The sequence below is a fragment of the Rossellomorea sp. QJM3NY_18 genome (assembly GCF_056173145.1).
Genome location: NZ_CM149659.1, coordinates 2666741 through 2687684, shown reverse-complemented (window position 1 = coordinate 2687684; position 20944 = coordinate 2666741). Strand labels below are relative to the sequence as shown.

The window sequence follows — 20944 nt, the reverse complement described above, 5'->3', positions numbered from 1 at the left end:
GTTTATTTAGAAAAATTTTTATGAAACGTTATGTAAACGATTACAAAAATGATTTGCGGAAGAGGGGTATTATGAAGCTTAGTGATATGAAAAGTCAATCATTCAGTCGTCATACACTGTCAGAATGGCAGGAAGCTGCTGAAAAAGCGTTAAAGGGGAAGGGAATAAGTTCCTTACATACAAGCACATATGAAAATATTGATCTTAAACCATTATTTTTAGCGGAAGACGCACCTCAAATTGATAGGGTGAAAGATTATATCCCGAATATTGATGACAAATTGGAACGAACTCATAAATGGTACATTGCCCAGCCAATCAAAAGGGAATCCTGGGGAGAACTCTCAGCAGCCGTGAGGGATGCATTGTCCCGGGGGCAAAACTGTCTGTCGTTTTCCATTGGGGACCTGGACAAGGCTCAGGACCTCGTGCCATTCATGAACGATATGGGAGAATTTGATGCTCCTGTTTTTTCGATTGATCAGGCTACATCAATAGCCATCCATGGTATGAAGGACATTCCGGAGAAGATGGAGACGACAGGCGTTATTGGATACGACCCCATCTCAGAGGAAGGATGGAACGATGAAAGCAGATTGGAACGGTGGCTGAATGTTGTCGAAGGATCGACTATGGATCTGACAGGGGTTAAAGCCCTGATTGTGAATTCAGCTCCCTATCATAATAAGGGAGCAAGTGGGACACAGGAGCTTGCTTATGCACTGAGTGAAGGCGTTGCTTATTTGGAGGCTGTTCAGGATAGAGGGTGGGAAATCGAGAAGGCTGCCCAAACCTTACACTTCCATTTTTCAATAGGAAGTCATTTCTTTATGGAAATCGCGAAAATCAGGGCATTTAAGAAACTGTGGCAGGGAGTCTTAACCTCTTACGGCTTGAATGAACAAAGTATCGTAAAATCCATCAGCATCAGTGCAGAGACCTCCCGATTCAACAAATCGGCCCTTGATTCCTATGTCAACATTTTACGCGGAGGTGGGGAAGCATTCTCTGCTATCCTCGCAGGGGTCGATTATCTTGTCGTAGCCCCGTTCAATGAGGTGAGCGGCGAATTGACTCCCCTTGCTGAAAGGATTGCCAGAAACACTCAACTTGTCCTGGGGGAAGAAGCCCATTTGAATAAGGTCCTGGACCCTGGTGGCGGTTCTTATTATGTAGAGTGGCTTTCAGATGAAGTAGGAAAGCGTGCATGGAAAGAATTCCAGCAGGTTGATAAAGAGGGTGGGATCCTTGCCCTCCTTGCTAATGGATCGATAGAAGAGAAGATAAGAGTAGTAAGGGACGCCCGCATCAAGGACCTGGCCACCCGGAAGAACTCCATGATCGGGACGAACATCTATGCAAATCTGGAAGAGACCCTTCCGATTTCTCCAGCAGCGGGAGAACGGCTCTCTCTTCCTTTTGAAAGAGTAAGAGAGCGGGCACAGAAACTCGGAGATCATCCCACTGCAGGCCTGATCGGGTTAGGCGAACTGAAAACGTATAAGCCCCGTGCCGACTTTGTAAAAGGATTTTTAGCGACGGGAGGCATTCAGACGCATCAAAGTACGGATTGCTTCTCCAAGGAAGATATCCTGCAATTCGTGGAAGAAACCCGGTATCCGTACTATGTGGTGTGCGGTAAGGACGAAGAATATCTCCATAAACTTTCAATGATCACTGAAGCCGTCCATCTCGTTGATTCTTCCATTGTGATTGACTTGGCGGGCAGAATTCCTGAGGAAAATAGAAGTGAATGGATCCTTAAGGGATTGAACGGTTCCATTTACAACAAACAAAACATACTTGAAAAACTTGATGCACTATTAACGATTTGGGAGGAGGGGAAAGAAAATGAGGAAGCCTGATTGGCAACAAATTAACCCGTATTCGAATGTGGGGGCAGCGGGGGACCTTCCTCTTACCGGCACTCCCTACGAAACGAATGAAAAAATCGATATAAAAGCTTTATATACAGAAAGAGACTCGGAAAATATTTCGCATGGAGAAGATTTACCCGGCCTCGCTCCGTACACTAGGGGGCCGTATCCGACGATGTATGTGAATCGTCCTTGGACGGTCAGGCAGTATGCGGGATTTTCAACCGCTGAAGAAAGCAATGCTTTTTATAGAAGAAATTTAAGTATGGGGCAGAAAGGGTTGTCGGTGGCATTTGATTTGGCGACTCACCGCGGATATGACTCGGATCATCCAAGGGTTGTAGGGGATGTTGGTAAAGCGGGCGTCGCCATCGATTCCATCCTGGACATGAAGATATTGTTCGACGGGATCCCCCTTGATCAAATGTCCGTTTCCATGACGATGAATGGGGCTGTTCTGCCTATCCTTGCTTTTTATATCGTGACGGCAGAAGAGCAGGGTGTGTCGAAGGAGAAGCTTTCCGGTACGATCCAGAACGATATCTTAAAGGAATACATGGTAAGGAATACGTACATCTATCCACCTGAAACGTCCATGAACATCATCGCGGATATTTTCGAGTATACATCCAAACATATGCCGAAATTCAACAGCATCAGCATTTCCGGGTATCATATGCAAGAAGCCGGGGCACCTGCTGATATTGAGCTTGCTTATACGCTGGCGGATGGTCTCGAGTATGTCAGGACCGGACTTCAGGCAGGGATCGACATCGATTCCTTTGCACCGAGACTTTCATTCTTTTGGGCCATCGGCATGAACTATTTCATGGAAGTGGCCAAGATGAGGGCGGCCAGGAGGATTTGGGCGAAGATGATGAAGACATTCAACCCCCGGAATCCTAAATCGATGGCGCTCAGGACCCATTCCCAAACATCCGGATGGAGCTTGACGGAACAGGATCCTTATAATAATGTCATCCGTACGTTACTCGAAGCCCATGCAGCTGCGATGGGTCATACGCAGTCGCTCCATACGAATGCCCTTGACGAAGCGATTGCCCTGCCGACAGACTTTTCGGCGCGTATCGCGCGCAATACCCAGCTTTATCTTCAAGAAGAAACAGGCATAACGAAAGTGATCGACCCATGGGCCGGTTCCCACTATGTCGAGACGCTGACTCATCAACTGATGGAAAAGGCATGGGAGCATATTGAAGAAATCGAAGAACTCGGAGGCATGACGAAAGCAATCGAAACGGGCCTGCCAAAGATGCGCATCGAGGAAGCTGCTGCCAGAAGACAAGCAATGATCGATTCAGGGGACGAGTCCATCATCGGAGTGAATAAATACCGTCTGGATAAAGAAGATCCGATTGAAACACTGGACATCGATAATACGGTGGTCAGACAGAAGCAGATCGAACGGATCCAGAAGTTGAAAGAAGAACGAAATGAAGATAAAGTCACTGAAACTCTGGAAACTTTGACGCGAACTGCAGAAACAGGCGAAGGGAACCTCCTTGAAAAAGCCGTAGATGCGGCAAGGGCACGTGCCACTTTAGGAGAAATCTCCGATGCAATAGAAAAAGTTTCCGGAAGGCATAAAGCGACGATCCGGAGTATAAGCGGGGTGTACAGTGCGAATTTCTCAAATGAACAGGAAATCAACGTCGTGAAAGAGATGACGGAAGAATTTCTGGAGAACGAAGGAAGAAGACCCCGTATCCTCATTGCCAAGATGGGGCAGGACGGCCATGACAGGGGCGCGAAAGTAATCAGCACGGCATTTGCCGATCTTGGATTTGACGTTGATATCGGGCCATTGTTCCAAACACCTGAAGAAACAGCTCTTCAGGCCGTTGAAAACGATGTGCACGTCATCGGGGTAAGCTCATTGGCCGCCGGTCATAAAACGCTTCTGCCTCAATTAGTTGCGGAACTGAAGAAACTTGGAAGGGAAGACATCCTTGTCGTCATCGGCGGGGTGATTCCAGCGAAAGACTATGATTTCCTTTTAACCAATGGGGCATCTGCCGTCTTTGGCCCTGGAACGATCATTCCCGTAGCCGCACAAAAAGTGATCAAAGAAATTTATGAAGTGCTCGGCTATGAGGAAGTGGCTGAATAATGACAGATCATCAGTCGGGACGAAAGAAGAGGTTTGTGAAAAAGAAAAAGGATCCCGTTTCGATCAGTGACTTAAAGAGTGGGGTCCTGAACGGTGACCGCAGTCACTTAGCGAAAGCCATCACGTTGATAGAGAGCAATGCGGAAGAGCATTATGCGTTGGGACAGGAGCTACTTCAAGAACTCCTCCCCCATACCGGTAAAAGCTTCCGGATCGGGATTACTGGTGTGCCTGGAGCGGGGAAAAGTACGTTTATCGAACAATTCGGGGAGATGTTGTGTAACGATGGACACCGTGTTGCCGTTCTCGCCATCGATCCAAGCTCCTCTATTTCAGGTGGCAGCATTTTAGGCGATAAAACGAGGATGGAGCAGTTATCGAAGAATCCCCGTGCCTTTGTCAGGCCCTCCCCAACGGCAGGGACGCTTGGAGGAGTCCACCGGAAAACCAATGAAACCCTCCTCTTATGCGAGGCCGCAGGGTATGACCTCATCATCATAGAGACCGTTGGGGTCGGTCAGAGTGAAGTCATGGTCAGACAGATGGTTGATTTCTTCCTGCTGCTCGTCATTACGGGAGCGGGAGACGAGCTTCAGGGAATGAAAAAAGGAATCATGGAGCTTGCCGACGTGTTGCTCGTCAACAAAGCAGATGGAGAGAATAAGCCTCTCGCGGAAAAGACGAGGAGGGAGCTCAATCAAATCCTTCACTTCCTGATTCCTGCCACAAAAGGCTGGAGTTCAAAGGCTTATACCTGTTCGGCATTGAAAAATGAGGGATTGAAGGAACTTTGGGATGTGGTCCAACAATTCGAAGATCAGACAAAAGAACAGGGTGTATTCCAGGAAAGAAGGCTTCTCCAGAAACAGGAATGGTTCCATACGATGCTGAAAGAAAGAATACTGTCAGACTTCTTCTTCCATCCGCACATCAAGTCATCTCTCCCCCGCCTGGAAGACAGGGTGAGAACTGGGGATTTTACCACTTCCCAAGCGGTGGAAGAATTGTTGACACAATATAAACAAGCGATACTCGATGGGAATCGTTCATTTTGATTGAAAGATAGGGTTTGAAATTGTTATGATAGGGGTATATCAGATCTTCTTGTTTTTTGTGAGATATGATTAAGTCAGCGATTAAAGGAGAGTTCAAGCATGGATATAGATTTCAATTTATTTATGAACGACGTTGTCCGCCAGGCCCGTCAAGAAATCGAGACAGCAGGGTATACGCAATTGACAACAGAAGAAGAAGTGGACCAGGCTTTTTCTAAAGAAGGTACAACACTGGTCATGGTCAATTCTGTTTGTGGATGCGCAGGAGGAATCGCCCGTCCCGCAGCCGCTCATTCCATTCACTTCGATAAGCGTCCGGATCAATTGGTCACGGTTTTCGCCGGACAGGATAAAGAAGCGACTGCGAAAGCACGCAGCTATTTCACAGGTTATCCGCCATCCTCACCGTCATTCGCCCTATTGAAAGACGGAAAACTACTGACGATGGTTGAAAGACACGAGATCGAAGGACATGATCCAATGTCCGTTGTAAACAAACTTCAATCATACTTTGATGAGTATTGCGAAGAGGTATAAAAAATTTCGTCAAGTTTCTTACTGTTAGAGTGAGAAACTTGACGTTTTTTTTATTTTTGGAGGATTACTTATTATGCATATATCATGCATAAAATACACCAACCACTATTGTTAATCCAACTGAAATAGTCAATACCAACATATTAATTTTCAGAAAACATAATTATTTATCGATATTTATAAAAAGTATTGCATAAATATTGAACTCTGCTACAATACGAATATAGTAATTAATATACATTATATATTATATTTATACATTTAAACTCAGGAGGAATCACAATGAAAAAGCTATTATCTCTCGTATTAGTATTAATCCTTTCTACTACACTTGCAGCATGCGGCTCAGGAGAAGACAAGCCTGCTTCCGGGGAATCCAAGAAATTGATCATGGGGACGTCGGCAGACTATAAACCGTTTGAATATGTCGACACGGCCCACAGCGACAAAATCATTGGGTATGATATTGATCTTGCCAATATGCTCGCAGATGAAATGGGATACGAAATCGAAATCAAGGATATGGAATTCAGCGGATTAATCTCCGCCCTGAAAACGGGGCAGGTGGATTTTGTCCTTTCTGCCATGACACCTACGCCGGAACGACAAAAGAATGTTGACTTCAGTGATGTCTACTATACGGCTAAAGATATGATTATCTCGACAAAAGAAAGCGGCATTCAAAGTGAGAAAGATCTGGATGGGAAAACGGTAGGAGTTCAATTAGGCTCGATTCAACAGGATGCTGCAGAAGAACTTTCAAAATCGATCAAGCTGAAAGTGGACACTCGTGATCGTATTCCTGAACTGATCCAGGATCTTCAAAATGGACGCTTCGACGCCATTATCATCGAAAATACAGTGGCAAACGGTTATTTGGACAAGAATGACGAGCTTCAAGGAAATACGATGAATGTAAATGAAGAAGAGGCAGGTTCTGCGGTTGCCCTTCCAAAGGACAGCGAGCTGACAGGTAAATTCAATGACGCATTGAAGAAGATTAAAGACAGTGGAGAATTGGATAAACTCGCTGAAAAATGGTTTGACGGAGAACAGTAGATCGATGAAGGGCTAACCTCTAATCCGGTTAGCCCTTCCTATTACATGACATTACAACTTTGGAGGGGATCAATATGCCACTAGATTTTGAACAACTGATTCCTTCGATCCCCTTTATTTTGGAAGGATTGAAGGTCACACTTAAAATTGTCGCGTTAGCAGGGGTGCTCGGGTTCGTGTTCGGTATTCTTCTTGCCCTTTGTAAAATTAGTTCCATCAAACCTTTAACCCTGCTTGCGGATCTTTATACATCGATATTCAGGGGAACTCCCCTCGTCCTTCAACTGATGATCATCTTCTACGGATCTCCTCAGCTTTTCGGGACACAGATTGAACCGTATTACGCAGCGATCCTCGCTTTTTCCCTTAATTCAGCTGCCTATATTTCCGAAATCATCCGTGCCGGGATCAATGCAGTGGATAAAGGGCAAACGGAAGCGGCGATGGCTCTTGGAGTGCCTTACCGATTGATGATGAAAGACGTGATCCTGCCTCAGGCGATCAAGAATATCCTCCCTGCGTTGATGAACGAATTCATCACGCTTACAAAGGAATCTGCCATCGTCACGGTGATCGGTGCTGCAGATGTGATGAGACGTTCATACATGGTTGGAAGTGACTTGTATTCCTTCTTTGAACCGCTTTTATTCGCAGGTCTGATTTATTATGTGCTCGTTATGATTCTGACTTTACTAGGGAAAGTGCTGGAAGGGAGACTGCGTGGAAATGATTAAAGGAGAACAGATAACCAAGTCGTTTGGAAAGCTTCAGGTATTAAAGGGAATCGATTTCTCGGTTGAGAAAGGTGAAGTCGTCGCATTGATCGGTCCATCGGGTTCAGGGAAATCCACTTTATTGCGGTGTTTGAATCATCTTGAAGAACCTACATCGGGATCGATTTACTTTGAAGAAGCCCTTGTGAAGGGGAAAGCCATCAATAAGGTAAGACAAGACGTCGGCATGGTATTTCAACATTTTCACCTCTTTCCTCATATGACCTCATTGGAAAATGTCATTTACGCCCCAATGAAAGTGAAGGGCATGACCAAAGGGGAAGCTGCGAAATTAGGGACGGACCTCCTGACTAAAGTCGGTCTGAAAGAAAAGTGCAACGAATACCCGAACCGTTTATCAGGCGGACAGAAGCAGCGTGTGGCCATTGCAAGGGCACTTGCAATGGAACCGAAAGTCATGTTATTCGATGAACCTACGTCAGCCCTTGATCCCGAAATGGTGAAAGAGGTTCTGGATGTCATGAAATCACTCGCTCACACAGGGATGACGATGATCATCGTGACCCATGAAATGGGCTTTGCAAGAGAGGTGGCGGACAGGATCCTCTTCATCGATGATGGTAAGATCATTGAAGAAGGAGAACCGCAGGCCTTTTTCTCCAACCCGCAAAGTGACAGGGGAAAAGGATTCCTTGAGAAAATATTATAATGGTGAGGGGTTAACGGAAGAAATCGTTAATCCCTCTTTTTATGTTCATCACTGTTTGTGGTATCCTAGAGTAGCTAAAAAATGAAGTAGTTAGGAGAAAGTTGAATGTTTCGAATCGGATATCGGACACTTAAGACAGGAATCGGCACCGCGGCTGCCATCAGCATCGCCCAGTGGTTCCACCTGGATAATTTCGTATCAGCCGGGATATTGACGATCCTGTGCATTCAGAATACGAAGAAGAAATCGGTGAATGCATCATGGAGCCGTTTTTTGGCGTGTGTGATTGCCATGGTTTTTTCTGCCGCCTTTTTCGAATTCCTTGCCTATAACCCGGCGGTCATCGGTTTGCTGCTTCTTGTGTTCATTCCCATCACCGTAAGCTTGAACATCAAGGAGGGGATTGTCACAAGTTCCGTCATCATCCTTCATGTATACTCAGCGGGACATGCCACCCTTGGCCTTTTTGAAAATGAGCTTGGGATCATCGTGATCGGGATCGGGATTGCACTCTTGATGAATCTGTATATGCCGAGCGTCGATAAAAAGATGATTCAATATCAGGAGAAAATTGAAGCGAACTTTTATAAGGTTTTCTGTGAAATGATCAACTATCTAAAGACAAATGACAGCAATTGGGACGGCAGGGAAATCACAGAAACGGAGCAATTACTCAAAGAGGCAAAGACGATTGCCTTTAAAGATGTAGAAAACCACTTTTTAAGAGATGAGAACTTATACTATTTATATTTCAAAATGAGGGAAAAACAGTTTGAAATCCTTCAGCGCATCCTGCCGATTGCGACAAATATATCGTTAACCGTCGAGCAGGGCCATCGCATCGCAGATTTCCTGGAAGAACTGAGCGATCATATCCATCCGGGGAATACGGCGCTCTTTTACTTGAAAAAACTGTACGATATGAAAGTGGAATTCGAGCAGATGGAGCTGCCGAAAACGAGGGAAGAGTTTGAAACACGTGCTGCCCTTTATCAATTTGTTCAGGAAATGGAACAGTATCTCCTCCTGAAAAGCTCGTTCAAAGGAATAAAAAAGGAGGAAAGTGAAGCAAACTACACCTAAAACATGAAAAGGTGATAGTATGCGTTTACTTCTTGCCATCATATTGTTTGCTTCACCCATATGGCCACTCGGGAGGAACCCTATCCCGGGAGATCCATTTATCATCGTCAACAAGGAAACGAACCAATTGGCGTATATAGACCATGGGAAGATAAAGGCTACCTTTCCCGTCGCTACTGGGAAAACGACTGAGCTCACTCCGGAAGGGTTGTTTAATGTCACAGTGAAAGCCAAGAACCCCTATTACCGTAAGAAGAATATACCTGGCGGGGACCCGAGAAACCCCCTCGGGACCAGGTGGATCGGTTTCGATGCAGAAGGGACCGATGGCAGGATTTACGGAATCCATGGGACGAACAGGCCATCGAGCATAGGGAAGTATATTTCCAATGGATGCATCCGGATGCACAATAGGAACGTGGAATATTTGTTTGACAAAGCACCAATCGGCACCAAGGTACTCGTGGTGAAAACGAAGAAAAGCTTCAATCGGTTGGGGAAAGAATTTGGGGCACTAAAATAAAGAGGAGCTGCTGATCGATGGATTCGAAAAGCAGCTCCTTTTAGTTACTATTTTTATAATAAGAATGTCAGTCCTGCCATGATCGTTGTTGCAATCATCGCAAACAACATAATAAATACAATGATCTTTTGCATTTTTTTATTACCCATCGTATCGCTCCATTCTCCCACATGAGCGTGAGATAATTTTCAATTCTATTTTAACGTGAATATTGAGAGAAGACAACCACCGGAATAAAAGAAAACGCTTTAATTATTCGTCTCTATAGGAGGAAATTCGACAACAAGTATGGAATACTATATGGGTGGAGCATGCAAACAACAGGGGGATGATAGGGATGAAAAAGGTAGATCATATCGGCATAGCGGTTTCATCAATAGACAATGTTCTCAAATTTTATGAAGATACTCTCGGTCTTTCACTACTGAAGATCGAAGAAGTTGAGAATCAAGGTGTCAAAGTAGCATTCATGGATGGTGGAAATCTTAAGCTCGAGTTACTGGAGCCACTACATAAAGAAAGCCCGATTGCGGCATTCATAGAAAAAAAGGGTGAAGGGATTCACCATATAGCCTTCGGTGTAGAAGGAATCGAGGAGCGCATCATAGAGCTCCAGACCAAAGGGGTACGGATGATCAACGAAATACCAAAGCCTGGTGCCGGCGGGGCATCTGTTGCGTTCATGCATCCGAAATCGGCCTACGGCGTTTTATACGAGCTTTGTGATAAATCCAACATCAAAGGGGAGTAATCATAATGGATATTTATGAGAAAATCAATGAATTATACGACCGCAGAAGAGAAGTGGAGCTTGGCGGCGGAGATGAAAAAATAGACAAGCAGCATGAAAAAGGAAAGCTGACAGCAAGGGAACGAATCGATATCCTGGTTGATCCTGGTAGCTTTGTGGAGTTGAACCCATTCATCGAGCACAGATGCTCAGACTTTGGACTTGAAGGGGTACAGGGCCCTGGTGACGGGGTCGTGACAGGGTACGGAAAAGTAAACGGGAAACCGATTTACTTATTCTCCCAGGATTTCACGGTGTTCGGCGGGGCACTTGGAGAAATGCACGCGAAGAAGATTTCCCATGTGATGGATCTTGCTGTCAAAAATGGTGCTCCGTTCATCGGATTGAATGATTCTGGCGGGGCAAGGATTCAAGAAGGTGTCGTTTCTTTGGATGGCTATGGACATATCTTCTATCGAAACGCCGTTTATTCAGGGGTGATTCCGCAAATATCCGTCATCATGGGCCCTTGTGCCGGTGGGGCGGTTTACTCACCTGCCATCACGGATTTTGTCTTTATGGTGGATGAGACGAGCCAAATGTTCATCACCGGACCTAAAGTCATTGAAACCGTGACAGGGGAAAAAATAAGCTCGGAGGATCTCGGTGGGGCAAAGGTTCATAACTCCATCAGCGGAAATGCCCATTTCAGGGGGAAAACGGAGGAAGAGGTGTTACAAGAGGTTCGAAGATTATTAACATACCTGCCTCAAAATAATGAAGAGAAGCCCCCTCGCCTGGATGTGGATGAAGACGATGATTACCGTGCCAACTTAACGGACCTGATTCCATTTGATGCGATTCGTCCCTATGACGTCCGTACCGTCATCAATGAAATCGTAGATGAAGGAAGCTTCATGGAGGTTCAGAAGGAATTCGCCAAAAACATCGTTGTGGGGTTGGCCCGCATAAAAGGCGAAGTCGTCGGACTTATATGCAATCAGCCAAAGTTCATGGCGGGTGGTCTTGATATCGATTCTTCCGACAAAGCCTCCCGTTTCATCAGGTTCTGTGATTCCTTCAATATTCCTCTCATTACGTTTGAGGATGTTACGGGTTTCTTCCCTGGGATCAAGCAGGAACACGGAGGAATCATCCGTCACGGGGCCAAGATTCTATACGCATATTCTGAAGCGACGGTCCCTAAAATGACCGTGATTCTAAGGAAAGCGTATGGTGGAGCGTATGTGGCACTGAATAGTAAATCGATCGGTGCGGATCTGGTCTTTGCCTGGCCGAATGCGGAAATCGCCGTCATGGGGCCTCAAGGAGCCGCAAATATCATTTTTGCCAGGGAAATTGCATCGAGCGATAACCCTGAAGAGCTAAGGGAACAGAAAATCGAAGAGTATCGTGAAAAATTCGCGAATCCATATGTCGCCGCGTCCCGTGGAATGGTGGATGATGTCATCGATCCCCGTGAAACCCGGATTAAATTGATTCAAGGGTTGGAAATGATGAGAAACAAACGGGAAGAACGTCCGAAGAAAAAGCACGGCAATATCCCATTGTAAAAGGTGTACCATTTGTTGAACCCGGCTATTCACGCTATACTATAAATGTGAATACATATTTGTGGAGGTTACTAAATGATTAATGAAGAACGTTTATTAAATGAATTCCTGGAATTGGTCCAGATCGATTCTGAAACGAAAGAAGAAGCGGAAATCGCGAAAGTATTAACAAAAAAATTCTCCGATCTTGGAGTAGAGGTATTCGAAGACGACACGATGGGGGAAACGGGCCACGGTGCCGGCAACCTGATCTGTACATTAAAAGGGAATAAAGATGGGGTAGATACCATTTATTTCACTTCCCATATGGATACAGTAGTCCCTGCTAAAGGGGTAAAGCCCACTCTTAAAGAAGATGGCTATATTTACTCAGATGGGACAACCATCCTGGGAGCCGATGACAAAGCCGGTCTTGCCACTATGCTTGAATCCGTGCGTGTCCTTAAGGAAAACAATATTTCCCACGGTGACATCCAGTTCATCATCACAGTAGGGGAAGAATCAGGTCTCGTTGGAGCAAAAGCCCTTGATTCCTCACTTGTTAAAGCGAAATACGGTTTCGCCCTTGATAGTGACGGAAAAGTCGGAAACATCATCGTAGCAGCACCGACACAGGCAAAAGTGATGGCGACGATCTACGGAAAAACGGCACACGCAGGCGTAGCTCCTGAAAAAGGTGTTTCTGCCATCACGATTGCAGCGAAAGCCATCTCTAAAATGCCACTTGGCCGTATCGATGAAGAAACGACTGCAAACATCGGCCGCTTCGAAGGCGGGAAAGCAACGAATATCGTATGCGAACAAGCTGATATCCTTGCTGAAGCCCGTTCACTGGTTCCTGAAAAAATGGAAGCACAGGTAGAAAAAATGAAAGTTGCCTTCACTTCCGTTGCTGAAGAAATGGGCGGTAAAGCAGAAGTCGAAGTTCAGATCATGTACCCAGGCTTCAAGTTCAAAGACGGTGACGAAGTAGTCGAAGTGGCAAAACGTGCGGCGAAGAAAATCGGTCGCCCGAGCGAGCTTCTTACAAGCGGAGGCGGAAGCGACGCCAACGTCATCGCCGGATTCGGAGTACCGACCGTCAACCTGGCAGTAGGCTACGAAGAAATCCACACCAAAAGCGAAAGAATGCCAGTAGAAGAACTAAACAAACTCTCTGAAATGGTAATAGCCATCATACAAGAAGTCGCTGGGGAATAGAAAAGCGGAGGGGGCTTGCTCTGGGACATACCGGAAAGGCGTACTTTGCCTTTTTGGTAGGTTTGACTTATGACCTCGAGCCTCTAAGCCCTGTAGCTGGACAAATAGAAAAGCAGAAGGGCTTTGCTAAGAGGCGACAAGCATAATATATCCAAATGTCCACGAACCAAAGGTAACCCCTTCGGTTCGTGGACATTTCTTCATTCATATTAGCACCTACCTTTCTGAAATATGGTACATTAGTAGTATACATATCCGAAATGCGAGAGGGGACGTTATACATTGCCGAAAGTAGTTGTATTTCATGCCGGAAAAGAAGAATATGCTCTACCGATTGAGAACGTAGTATCCATTGAAAAGGTGGAGGAGATCAGGGCGATCCCTCACTTACCCCCATTTGTCCTGGGACTTGTAAAGGTCAGGGGAGAGCTGATTCCGGTCCTTGATTTAGGGAACATCCTATATAACACCCCTGCGATTGCTGAAAAAGGAATGTTTCTCCTCGTCGTCCAGACGAAAACGATGCAGGTCGGTTTGGTCGTGACCGAAGCAAAGGAAATCCTTGAAGTGCCCGATGAGTCGATTACAAATGTCGGTTTACTTGCTTATTCGAAAACAACCTATTTTTCAGGGATCATCAATCTTGAAGATTCTCTTTTAACCCAAATCGATCCCGATGTTTTAGTAGAGAGCTTAGAAGGTATAAAAGAAATAAAGGATTATGTGGACGAGCAAAAAACACATCAAAACTAGACAAAGAAAGCCGCGATTGAAATGAACTCACACTATCCCAAAAACGGACGAGTGATCCTTCATGTTGACATGAACAGTTTTTATGCCTCTGTAGAAATGGCCTATGATCCTACTCTGCGGGGGAAACCCCTGGCTATAGCCGGGAACCCCCAGGAAAGACGGGGCATCATCGTGACATGCAGCTACGAAGCCAGGGGCTTTGGAGTGAAAACGACGATGCCTCTTTGGGAGGCAAAAAAATTATGTCCGGATCTGGTTATCATGACACCCAACTTCGACCGTTACCGTGCCGCCTCCAAAGGAATATTCGATATCCTCAGACAATATACAGAATTAGTGGAACCCGTTTCGATTGATGAAGGGTATCTGGATATAACGGATTCCTTCGAGAAAGGAACTCCATTACAAATTGCCTCAGACATCCAGGCCCAGATCAAGGGTCAGTTAGACCTTCCTTGCAGTATAGGTGTGGCGCCCAATAAATTCTTGGCGAAAACGGCTTCAGATATGAAGAAGCCTATGGGAATCACCGTGTTGCGTAAAAGGGACATCCCGAATAGGCTGTGGCCGCTCCCCGTCATTGAAATGCACGGGATCGGTCAGAAGACTGCCGAGAAGCTGAATTCAATCGGTATTCATACGTGCAGCGACCTTGCCCATGCCAACGATATCCAGTTGAAGTCACTGCTCGGGATCAACGGACTCCGTCTTAAAGAGCGAGCCAATGGAATCGACAGAAGGAATGTGGACCCAGAGTCGATTTATGATTATAAGAGCGTGGGCAATTCCACTACCTTGCCTAAGGATACAACGAATCAGCATGAGCTTTTAATGGTTGTCGAAACGCTGTGTGCGAAGGTGTCGTCGCGACTTCAACAAAAAGATGTACTTGGTACGACGATCCAGCTGATGATCCGGGATAAATCCAGGAAGACCATCACAAGAAGCAAAAAGGTTGCAAACCCCATCTATAGAAAAGAAGACTTATTCCACCATGCGAAAGACTTATTCCTGAAGCATTGGGATGGGGATCCCGTCAGGCTCCTGGGGGTCACGGCACAGGATGTAGTGGAGAAAAGCGAAGCCACGGAACAGCTGGACTTATTTTCTTATAAGAAAGTCGCCGAAAAGGAACCACTCTACAACGTATTATCCAAGCTCCATGACAAGTTTGGGAAGGATTCCATCTCTCAAGGGATTAAAGCCAAGAATAAGAAAAAGTCTTATGACCAGAAACAGGACACAAGCTTCAACAAAGACTTTTTACGGGAATGACAGTTGTAAAAGGGGATACCTTATAACAGTAACGTACTTCTCAATCGGATTATTTGCATCAGTGACCCATTCTTGTTAGATTGAAAAAGACTTCGGTCATTGATTTGATGAAACGGAAGAAGTAATAAAATCATGATTCTTTAGATGAAAGGATGTTGATGTTATGGCTCAGGAAATTGGTGTTATCGGATTAGCCGTTATGGGAAAAAACTTGGCATGGAATATTGAAAGCAGGGGGTACTCTGTTTCTGTTTACAATCGTTCCAGTGAGAAAACGGATGAAATGATGAGCGAATCGAAGGGCAAGAATGTCAATCCTACATATACAATCGAGGAATTCGTCAACTCATTGGAAAAACCTCGGAAGATTCTTCTGATGGTCAAGGCGGGAAATCCGACTGATGCGACCATCGAACAATTAAAACCCTACCTTGAAAAAGGTGACATCCTGATCGATGGGGGAAATACGTTCTTCGAGGATACCCGTCGCCGCAATCAGGAACTAAGCGAACTTGGCATCCATTTTATCGGGACGGGTGTGTCCGGTGGGGAGGAAGGCGCCCTGACAGGTCCATCCATCATGCCTGGAGGACAGAAGGAAGCATATGATCTCGTGGCACCTATCCTGAAAGATATCGCAGCGAAGGTCGACGGAGATCCTTGTACGACGTATATCGGTCCCGATGGCGCAGGTCACTATGTGAAAATGGTGCACAACGGCATTGAATACGGAGATATGCAGCTGATCGCGGAATCCTACTTCCTGATGAAAAATGTCCTCGGCTTAAGTGCGGAAGAACTGCATGAAGTGTTTGCCGACTGGAATAAAGGCGAGCTTGACAGCTATCTCATCGAAATCACAGCAGATATCTTTACCAAGAAAGATGAAGAAACCGGCAAGCCGATGGTAGATGTCATCCTCGATAAAGCAGGTCAAAAGGGGACGGGTAAATGGACAAGCCAAAGTGCGTTGGATCTAGGTGTTTCCTTACCTATCATCACCGAGTCTGTCTTCGCCCGTTTTATTTCAGCGATTAAAGATGAACGTGTCAAAGCGAGTAAGATGTTGAAAGGCCCCGATACGAAACCATTCGATGGCGATAAAAAAGCATTGGTCGAATCGATTCGCAAAGCCCTTTACATGAGTAAGATCTGTTCATATGCGCAAGGATTCGCCCAAATGCGTTCTGCGTCTGATGAGTACAAATGGGATCTCGAGTACGGTGATATCGCCATGATCTTCCGCGGAGGGTGCATCATCCGTGCACAGTTCCTGCAGAAGATTAAAGAAGCATATGACCGTGAGTCCAATCTCACTAACCTTTTACTCGATCCTTACTTCAAAGAGATCGTCGAAAGCTATCAATACGCACTCCGCGAAGTTATCAGTGTAGCCGTCCAGAATGGCGTACCGGTTCCCGGCTTCTCGGCAGCCCTATCTTATTATGACAGCTACCGTACAGAAACGCTTCCTGCGAATTTGATCCAGGCGCAGCGGGACTACTTCGGTGCTCATACCTACGAACGTGTGGATAAAGAAGGCATTTTCCATACGGAGTGGATGAAATAATTGAATGATTTAAGCCCCTTTCTGATGAAGAGAGGGGCTTTTAATTGTGAAAAAAACACTGAGTTTTCTGAGAAGATACTCCATAATGAGCTGGTATATGTTACCATTATATTACATATTCAGATAGGGGTGGCGAGATGCTTCAATCGATTAAAGAAAATATAGCCAAAGTCATGATTGATAAAGAGAATGAGATAGAATTAATGATCATTGCCTTATTGAGCGACGGTCATGTATTGTTGGAAGATGTACCGGGAACGGGGAAGACCACCATGGCAAAATGCTTTTCAAAGAGTATTGATGGAACCTTCAACCGTCTGCAATTCACCCCGGACACCCTCCCTTCCGATATTGTCGGGCAGGAATACTTCGACGTGAAAACGAGTGACTTTAAAGTCAGGAAAGGACCGGTATTCAATAATGTCCTTCTTATTGATGAAATCAACCGGGCAGTACCCCGTACTCAGTCGGCACTACTCGAGTTAATGGAAGAAAAGACAGTGACCCTTGGTGGAGTCACCTACCATTTACCACAACCTTTCTGCGTCATCGCCACTCAGAACCCATTTGACTCCGTCGGTACGTTCCCACTGCCGGACGCACAGCTTGATCGCTTTCTATTGACGATCAAACAGGGATATCCGTCTCCTGAAAAAGAAAAAATGATGTTAAGAAGATTCCGTTCGTCCAATCCCCTTGAAACCATCGGGAGTGTCATTTCCATTGATGATATTATCCAGTTAAAACAGAGTGTAAAAGATGTCCTTGTCTCGGAAGAAATAGAGGATTATTTGATGGACATCGTTCAACAGACCAGGAAGCATAACTATGTGGATGTCGGGGTGAGTCCTCGTGGATCTATTGCCTTCATGAGGGCGATTCAGTCAAGGGCCTTCCTGTACGGAAGGGATTTCTGCACGCCGGAAGATGTGAAGGCATTGGCACTGCCTCTATTGGCTCACAGAATTTCCTTGAATGTGGAGGGGGAAGTGAAGTCATCGAAAGAAGCAATCATACACGAAATCCTTGACCTCACTTCCGTCCCGGTCGAAACACCATGAAAGTCCATAAAGAACCACCCTTTATCTTCGCGCCACTGGTCTTGATCTTGAACGTGATCCTCATCATCATCAGCAGTTTCGCAGGGTATAATTTCCTTGTGTTTCTTTTCTTCCTGATTCTATCTTTCGCTCTATTCTCGAGGATCTACTTGAACATCCAGCATACTAAAATCTCGTGGAGCGTAAAGAAATACCATGAAGCCTCAAGCATCGACGAAGCGGTGACCTGCTATATTGATATCAGGAATGATTCTGTACTCCCTTTGTATCGTCTTAAAATGAACATAGAGACGAGAAGTGATCATGACCTCGTGTTCACAAGCATTGATGGTGAGAGCAGCATGTACTCACTGTCCCTGGACCTCCCGGCTAAATCTCAAAAGACGATACCTGTTGTCCTAAAGGGAAAAGGCAGGGGGAACCACCGCTTGAGCAATCTTGAATTTATCCTGGGAGATCCGCTGTCCCTGCGAGCGTATCGTATGGAATATGGGGAGGACGAACTCCCCTCATTCAAAGTTCTTCCCCGGATAGGAAAGATCTATGACTTGAAGCTGAAATCCATGCTTCAGGGATATAAACAGACCACCTACTCCCTGTTTCTGGATGAGACGAGCATCATAGGGACCAAAGAGTATGAAAACGAAAGTTTCAGGCACATCCACTGGCTTGCGACAGCCAAAGAAAACAAGCTTCTTGCAAAAAAATACCAGAAAGTCCACGGAGATATCTATTCCATCTTCCTTAACATGGTCGGAGCGGGTCAGTTTCACCTCAGAAAGGATATGGAGGAACTGATTGAGTACACCGTATCGGTCTGCCTGTATTTGATTAAAGAAGGATGCAAGGTGGAACTGTGGATTAATTATGCCACCGAACAACATGACGTCTTGCGCCTCAGAAACGACCTTGACCGCACACAACTGAGGAAGCTTGCCGAGACGCTTGCAGTCATCGATCCAAATGGGAGATTCTTCTCAACCGACCGCTTTTATCAACTTTCACTGAAGGCGAAAGACAGCAAGTCACTCGGCTTGGTCATCGGAACTCCGCCTGAGCCGACAAGGCGTGAACAGCTTTTGCATATCAAACGGTGAGAGAGGAATGAGAGGAGGTTGTCATGTTGAAAAGAGTAGGGATAACATTTCTTTTTATTTTTGTCTGTGCAGTTGCAAGCTTGGTTTTGATGGAAGTCTTTAATGATACGACTGAAAAGATCAAAGGGTTTTACTATGTAGAGGATAACGGTGGAGAAAGGGATCTCAATCTGGGTCCCGGGAAAGAAGGCAGAACGATTTCTGACAGGCGACTCGATAAGCCGATCGTTGTGGATGAATATTTACCATGGTTCGTCGACCCTTTTTCAGGTGAAATCGGATCTGAGAAAAGTTTTATAGATGTAGTAAAGGAATACGGGATCTTCGTGGTTCTAACGGTTGCTTGCCTCTTCTGGTATCTTCGCCATAAGAAAAAAAGGAAAGTGATAAAAAAAGAATTTCCAGAAACATCGGTCAACCGGCATGCCGTTAACCATGATCAATTAGCCCGTGAAGAGGAGACCTCCTTTACCCTCTCTGATGAGAAGTTGAATGAAATCCGTCAGATGCTGAAAGAATGGGAGAGTCATTTAAACATCCTAAACAGGAAAAAGAACCACGAAACGATCCAGGAATGGTTCAAACGGATCAAGGGACCTGTAGACATCATTCCCATTTATGAAAAAGTTCGCTATGGAGAGAAGGACTTCTCCACGCACGAGTTGGATTTACTTAGGAAGATGTTAAAATAGCTCCCTTTTTTGAGGGGGGGGCAAGTGATAAAAGCGATCCATGCACTTTCGAGAGAATTACAAAAGGATGAATTGGCCGGTTTGAAACAGATTTCTTTGATTTTCTGCACGGGTTTGAAATAATGAAACTAGCATCAAGAAAAGAGGAGGCATTTCAATGAGTCAAACCAATACATCGACAGATCCATTATTTAGACCATTCCATAGTGAGAAACTACAGTTATCCAACCGCACAGTGATGGCGCCAATGACACGGGGCTTTTCGCCAAATGGGGTCCCGGGTGATGACGTTGCCGCTTACTATCGCCGCAGAGCTGAAAATGGTGTTGGATTGATTGTCACGGAGGGAACGGGAATCAATCACCCCTCTTCCGTTTCAGGAGCGAGCATCCCTCTGTTCCACGGTGAAGAATCACTGAATGGATGGGAAAACGTCGTAAAGAAAGTCCATCAAGCAGGAGGAAAGATCGTTCCACAGCTTTGGCATGTGGGGATGACCCGTAAAAAGGGGGAGCTTCCAAATGAAGAAGCGTTTCCTGTTGGACCATCAGGACTAAGTCTTTCAGGTGAAGAAATCACGGAGCCTATGTCGGAAGAGGAAGTCGTCCAGATGGTGGAAGCGTACGCCCAAGCTGCTGCAGATGCGAAACGCATAGGCTTCGACGGCATAGAATTGCACGGGGCACATGGATATTTAATCGATCAGTTTTTCTGGAAGAATACAAACCGTCGTACTGATCGTTATGGAGGAAATCTGGTCGGTAGAACCCGGTTTGCCGTCGAGGTGGTTGAGGCCTGCCGACGCGAAGTGGGACCCGATTTCCCGATCATTTTCCGTTTTTCACAATGGAAAATGAATGATTTCAACGCAAAGCTTACAACGACGCCAGATGAGCTGGAGCGTTTCCTGGAGCCTCTTGTGAAAGCAGGCGTGGATATTTTCCATTGCTCGACACGCCGTTTCTGGGAGCCTGAATTTGAAGGATCTGACTTGAATCTCGCCGGCTGGACGAAAAAGCTGACAGGTAAACCCGTCATATCGGTTGGATCGGTTGGACTGGATGGAGAATTCACGAGCTTCTCGGGGGCGGATACGACTAGCCTGGATGGTCTGATCGAGAGGCTGGACAGTGGAGAGTTCGACTTGGTCGCAATCGGACGCTCACTCCTTCAGGACCCTGAATGGGTGAGGAAAGTGGAAGATGGCAAGGCGGATGACCTGCTGCCGTTTGATAAGGAAGCGCTAAAAAAATTGTATTAAGATAGTACTAGGTGTCTCTTTGA

Annotated in this window: 20 protein-coding genes; 19 read left to right on the top strand and 1 reads right to left on the bottom strand. The window is 45.7% G+C overall.

What is annotated here, in order from left to right; genetic code table 11:
* Positions 1 to 86: 86 nt before the first annotated feature.
* The 9 genes from AC0VXY_RS13865 to AC0VXY_RS13825 all read left to right on the top strand — a co-directional run bounded on the left by AC0VXY_RS13865 (position 87) and on the right by AC0VXY_RS13825 (position 9708).
* A complete protein-coding gene (locus tag AC0VXY_RS13865) occupies positions 87 to 1865 on the top strand; it encodes a methylmalonyl-CoA mutase family protein (protein WP_475525557.1) in 1779 nt (592 codons plus the stop codon).
* The gene (gene scpA, locus AC0VXY_RS13860) at positions 1852 to 4008 is read left to right on the top strand and encodes a methylmalonyl-CoA mutase (protein WP_475525556.1); all 2157 of its coding nucleotides are present in this window, start codon (positions 1852 to 1854) and stop codon (positions 4006 to 4008) included. The genes AC0VXY_RS13865 and scpA overlap by 14 nt, the downstream gene beginning before the upstream one ends.
* A complete protein-coding gene (gene meaB, locus AC0VXY_RS13855; protein ID WP_435990205.1) occupies positions 4008 to 5063 on the top strand; it encodes a methylmalonyl Co-A mutase-associated GTPase MeaB in 1056 nt (351 codons plus the stop codon). The genes scpA and meaB overlap by 1 nt, the downstream gene beginning before the upstream one ends.
* A gap of 99 nt (positions 5064 to 5162) precedes the next feature.
* A complete protein-coding gene (locus AC0VXY_RS13850; protein WP_034758093.1) occupies positions 5163 to 5600 on the top strand; it encodes a BrxA/BrxB family bacilliredoxin in 438 nt (145 codons plus the stop codon).
* 282 nt (positions 5601 to 5882) lie between these two features.
* On the top strand, positions 5883 to 6659 hold the full coding sequence (locus AC0VXY_RS13845; protein ID WP_435990206.1) for a transporter substrate-binding domain-containing protein: 777 nt from the start codon (positions 5883 to 5885) through the stop codon (positions 6657 to 6659).
* Between the two features lie 74 nt (positions 6660 to 6733).
* On the top strand, positions 6734 to 7393 hold the full coding sequence (locus AC0VXY_RS13840; RefSeq protein ID WP_435990207.1) for an amino acid ABC transporter permease: 660 nt from the start codon (positions 6734 to 6736) through the stop codon (positions 7391 to 7393).
* The gene (locus AC0VXY_RS13835; protein ID WP_475525555.1) at positions 7386 to 8102 is read left to right on the top strand and encodes an amino acid ABC transporter ATP-binding protein; all 717 of its coding nucleotides are present in this window, start codon (positions 7386 to 7388) and stop codon (positions 8100 to 8102) included. Before AC0VXY_RS13840 ends, AC0VXY_RS13835 begins: the two co-directional genes overlap by 8 nt.
* Before the next feature lie 105 nt (positions 8103 to 8207).
* A complete protein-coding gene (locus AC0VXY_RS13830; protein WP_475525554.1) occupies positions 8208 to 9185 on the top strand; it encodes an aromatic acid exporter family protein in 978 nt (325 codons plus the stop codon).
* Between the two features lie 19 nt (positions 9186 to 9204).
* A complete protein-coding gene (locus AC0VXY_RS13825; RefSeq protein WP_475525553.1) occupies positions 9205 to 9708 on the top strand; it encodes a L,D-transpeptidase in 504 nt (167 codons plus the stop codon).
* 53 nt (positions 9709 to 9761) lie between these two features.
* On the opposite strand, the gene prli42 is transcribed toward AC0VXY_RS13825, so the two are convergent.
* Positions 9762 to 9857 carry a stressosome-associated protein Prli42 gene (gene prli42 / locus AC0VXY_RS13820; protein WP_475525552.1) on the bottom strand — a complete coding sequence of 32 codons (96 nt, stop codon included), beginning with the start codon at positions 9855 to 9857 and terminating at the stop codon, positions 9762 to 9764.
* 188 nt (positions 9858 to 10045) lie between these two features.
* Here prli42 and mce point away from each other — a divergent pair, with 188 nt between their 5' ends.
* The 10 genes from mce to AC0VXY_RS13770 all read left to right on the top strand — a co-directional run bounded on the left by mce (position 10046) and on the right by AC0VXY_RS13770 (position 20921).
* Entirely contained in the window at positions 10046 to 10459 is a 414-nt protein-coding gene (gene mce, locus AC0VXY_RS13815) for a methylmalonyl-CoA epimerase (RefSeq protein ID WP_475525551.1), read from the top strand.
* 5 nt (positions 10460 to 10464) lie between these two features.
* Positions 10465 to 12012 carry an acyl-CoA carboxylase subunit beta gene (locus AC0VXY_RS13810; protein WP_435990212.1) on the top strand — a complete coding sequence of 516 codons (1548 nt, stop codon included), beginning with the start codon at positions 10465 to 10467 and terminating at the stop codon, positions 12010 to 12012.
* A gap of 75 nt (positions 12013 to 12087) precedes the next feature.
* Entirely contained in the window at positions 12088 to 13212 is a 1125-nt protein-coding gene (locus tag AC0VXY_RS13805) for a tripeptidase T (protein ID WP_435990213.1), read from the top strand.
* Positions 13213 to 13494: 282 nt separating this feature from the next.
* A complete protein-coding gene (locus AC0VXY_RS13800) occupies positions 13495 to 13965 on the top strand; it encodes a chemotaxis protein CheW (protein ID WP_435990214.1) in 471 nt (156 codons plus the stop codon).
* Between the two features lie 21 nt (positions 13966 to 13986).
* A complete protein-coding gene (locus tag AC0VXY_RS13795; RefSeq protein WP_475525550.1) occupies positions 13987 to 15240 on the top strand; it encodes a DNA polymerase IV in 1254 nt (417 codons plus the stop codon).
* A gap of 163 nt (positions 15241 to 15403) precedes the next feature.
* On the top strand, positions 15404 to 16810 hold the full coding sequence (gndA, locus tag AC0VXY_RS13790; protein ID WP_475525549.1) for an NADP-dependent phosphogluconate dehydrogenase: 1407 nt from the start codon (positions 15404 to 15406) through the stop codon (positions 16808 to 16810).
* A gap of 137 nt (positions 16811 to 16947) precedes the next feature.
* Positions 16948 to 17871 (top strand): AAA family ATPase, encoded by a 924-nt coding sequence (locus AC0VXY_RS13785; RefSeq protein ID WP_435990217.1) that lies wholly within the window; start codon positions 16948 to 16950, stop codon positions 17869 to 17871.
* Positions 17868 to 18968, top strand: a complete 1101-nt coding sequence (locus tag AC0VXY_RS13780; RefSeq protein WP_475525548.1) for a DUF58 domain-containing protein — start codon at positions 17868 to 17870, stop codon at positions 18966 to 18968. Before AC0VXY_RS13785 ends, AC0VXY_RS13780 begins: the two co-directional genes overlap by 4 nt.
* A 23-nt stretch (positions 18969 to 18991) precedes the next feature.
* Positions 18992 to 19660, top strand: a complete 669-nt coding sequence (locus tag AC0VXY_RS13775; protein ID WP_475525547.1) for a hypothetical protein — start codon at positions 18992 to 18994, stop codon at positions 19658 to 19660.
* Between the two features lie 157 nt (positions 19661 to 19817).
* The gene (locus tag AC0VXY_RS13770; RefSeq protein WP_475525546.1) at positions 19818 to 20921 is read left to right on the top strand and encodes an NADH:flavin oxidoreductase; all 1104 of its coding nucleotides are present in this window, start codon (positions 19818 to 19820) and stop codon (positions 20919 to 20921) included.
* Positions 20922 to 20944 lie beyond the last annotated feature (23 nt).

Bases quoted from the DNA above. Each gene is read 5' to 3' on its own strand.
- AC0VXY_RS13865 (WP_475525557.1), top strand. From the start codon at position 87: ATGAAAAGTCAATCATTCAGTCGTCATACACTGTCAGAATGGCAGGAA.
- scpA (WP_475525556.1), top strand. From the start codon at position 1,852: ATGAGGAAGCCTGATTGGCAACAAATTAACCCGTATTCGAATGTGGGG.
- meaB (WP_435990205.1), top strand. From the start codon at position 4,008: ATGACAGATCATCAGTCGGGACGAAAGAAGAGGTTTGTGAAAAAGAAA.
- AC0VXY_RS13850 (WP_034758093.1), top strand. From the start codon at position 5,163: ATGGATATAGATTTCAATTTATTTATGAACGACGTTGTCCGCCAGGCC.
- AC0VXY_RS13845 (WP_435990206.1), top strand. From the start codon at position 5,883: ATGAAAAAGCTATTATCTCTCGTATTAGTATTAATCCTTTCTACTACA.
- AC0VXY_RS13840 (WP_435990207.1), top strand. From the start codon at position 6,734: ATGCCACTAGATTTTGAACAACTGATTCCTTCGATCCCCTTTATTTTG.
- AC0VXY_RS13835 (WP_475525555.1), top strand. From the start codon at position 7,386: ATGATTAAAGGAGAACAGATAACCAAGTCGTTTGGAAAGCTTCAGGTA.
- AC0VXY_RS13830 (WP_475525554.1), top strand. From the start codon at position 8,208: ATGTTTCGAATCGGATATCGGACACTTAAGACAGGAATCGGCACCGCG.
- AC0VXY_RS13825 (WP_475525553.1), top strand. From the start codon at position 9,205: ATGCGTTTACTTCTTGCCATCATATTGTTTGCTTCACCCATATGGCCA.
- prli42 (WP_475525552.1), bottom strand. From the start codon at position 9,857: ATGGGTAATAAAAAAATGCAAAAGATCATTGTATTTATTATGTTGTTT.
- mce (WP_475525551.1), top strand. From the start codon at position 10,046: ATGAAAAAGGTAGATCATATCGGCATAGCGGTTTCATCAATAGACAAT.
- AC0VXY_RS13810 (WP_435990212.1), top strand. From the start codon at position 10,465: ATGGATATTTATGAGAAAATCAATGAATTATACGACCGCAGAAGAGAA.
- AC0VXY_RS13805 (WP_435990213.1), top strand. From the start codon at position 12,088: ATGATTAATGAAGAACGTTTATTAAATGAATTCCTGGAATTGGTCCAG.
- AC0VXY_RS13795 (WP_475525550.1), top strand. From the start codon at position 13,987: ATGAACTCACACTATCCCAAAAACGGACGAGTGATCCTTCATGTTGAC.
- gndA (WP_475525549.1), top strand. From the start codon at position 15,404: ATGGCTCAGGAAATTGGTGTTATCGGATTAGCCGTTATGGGAAAAAAC.
- AC0VXY_RS13785 (WP_435990217.1), top strand. From the start codon at position 16,948: ATGCTTCAATCGATTAAAGAAAATATAGCCAAAGTCATGATTGATAAA.
- AC0VXY_RS13780 (WP_475525548.1), top strand. From the start codon at position 17,868: ATGAAAGTCCATAAAGAACCACCCTTTATCTTCGCGCCACTGGTCTTG.
- AC0VXY_RS13775 (WP_475525547.1), top strand. From the start codon at position 18,992: ATGTTGAAAAGAGTAGGGATAACATTTCTTTTTATTTTTGTCTGTGCA.
- AC0VXY_RS13770 (WP_475525546.1), top strand. From the start codon at position 19,818: ATGAGTCAAACCAATACATCGACAGATCCATTATTTAGACCATTCCAT.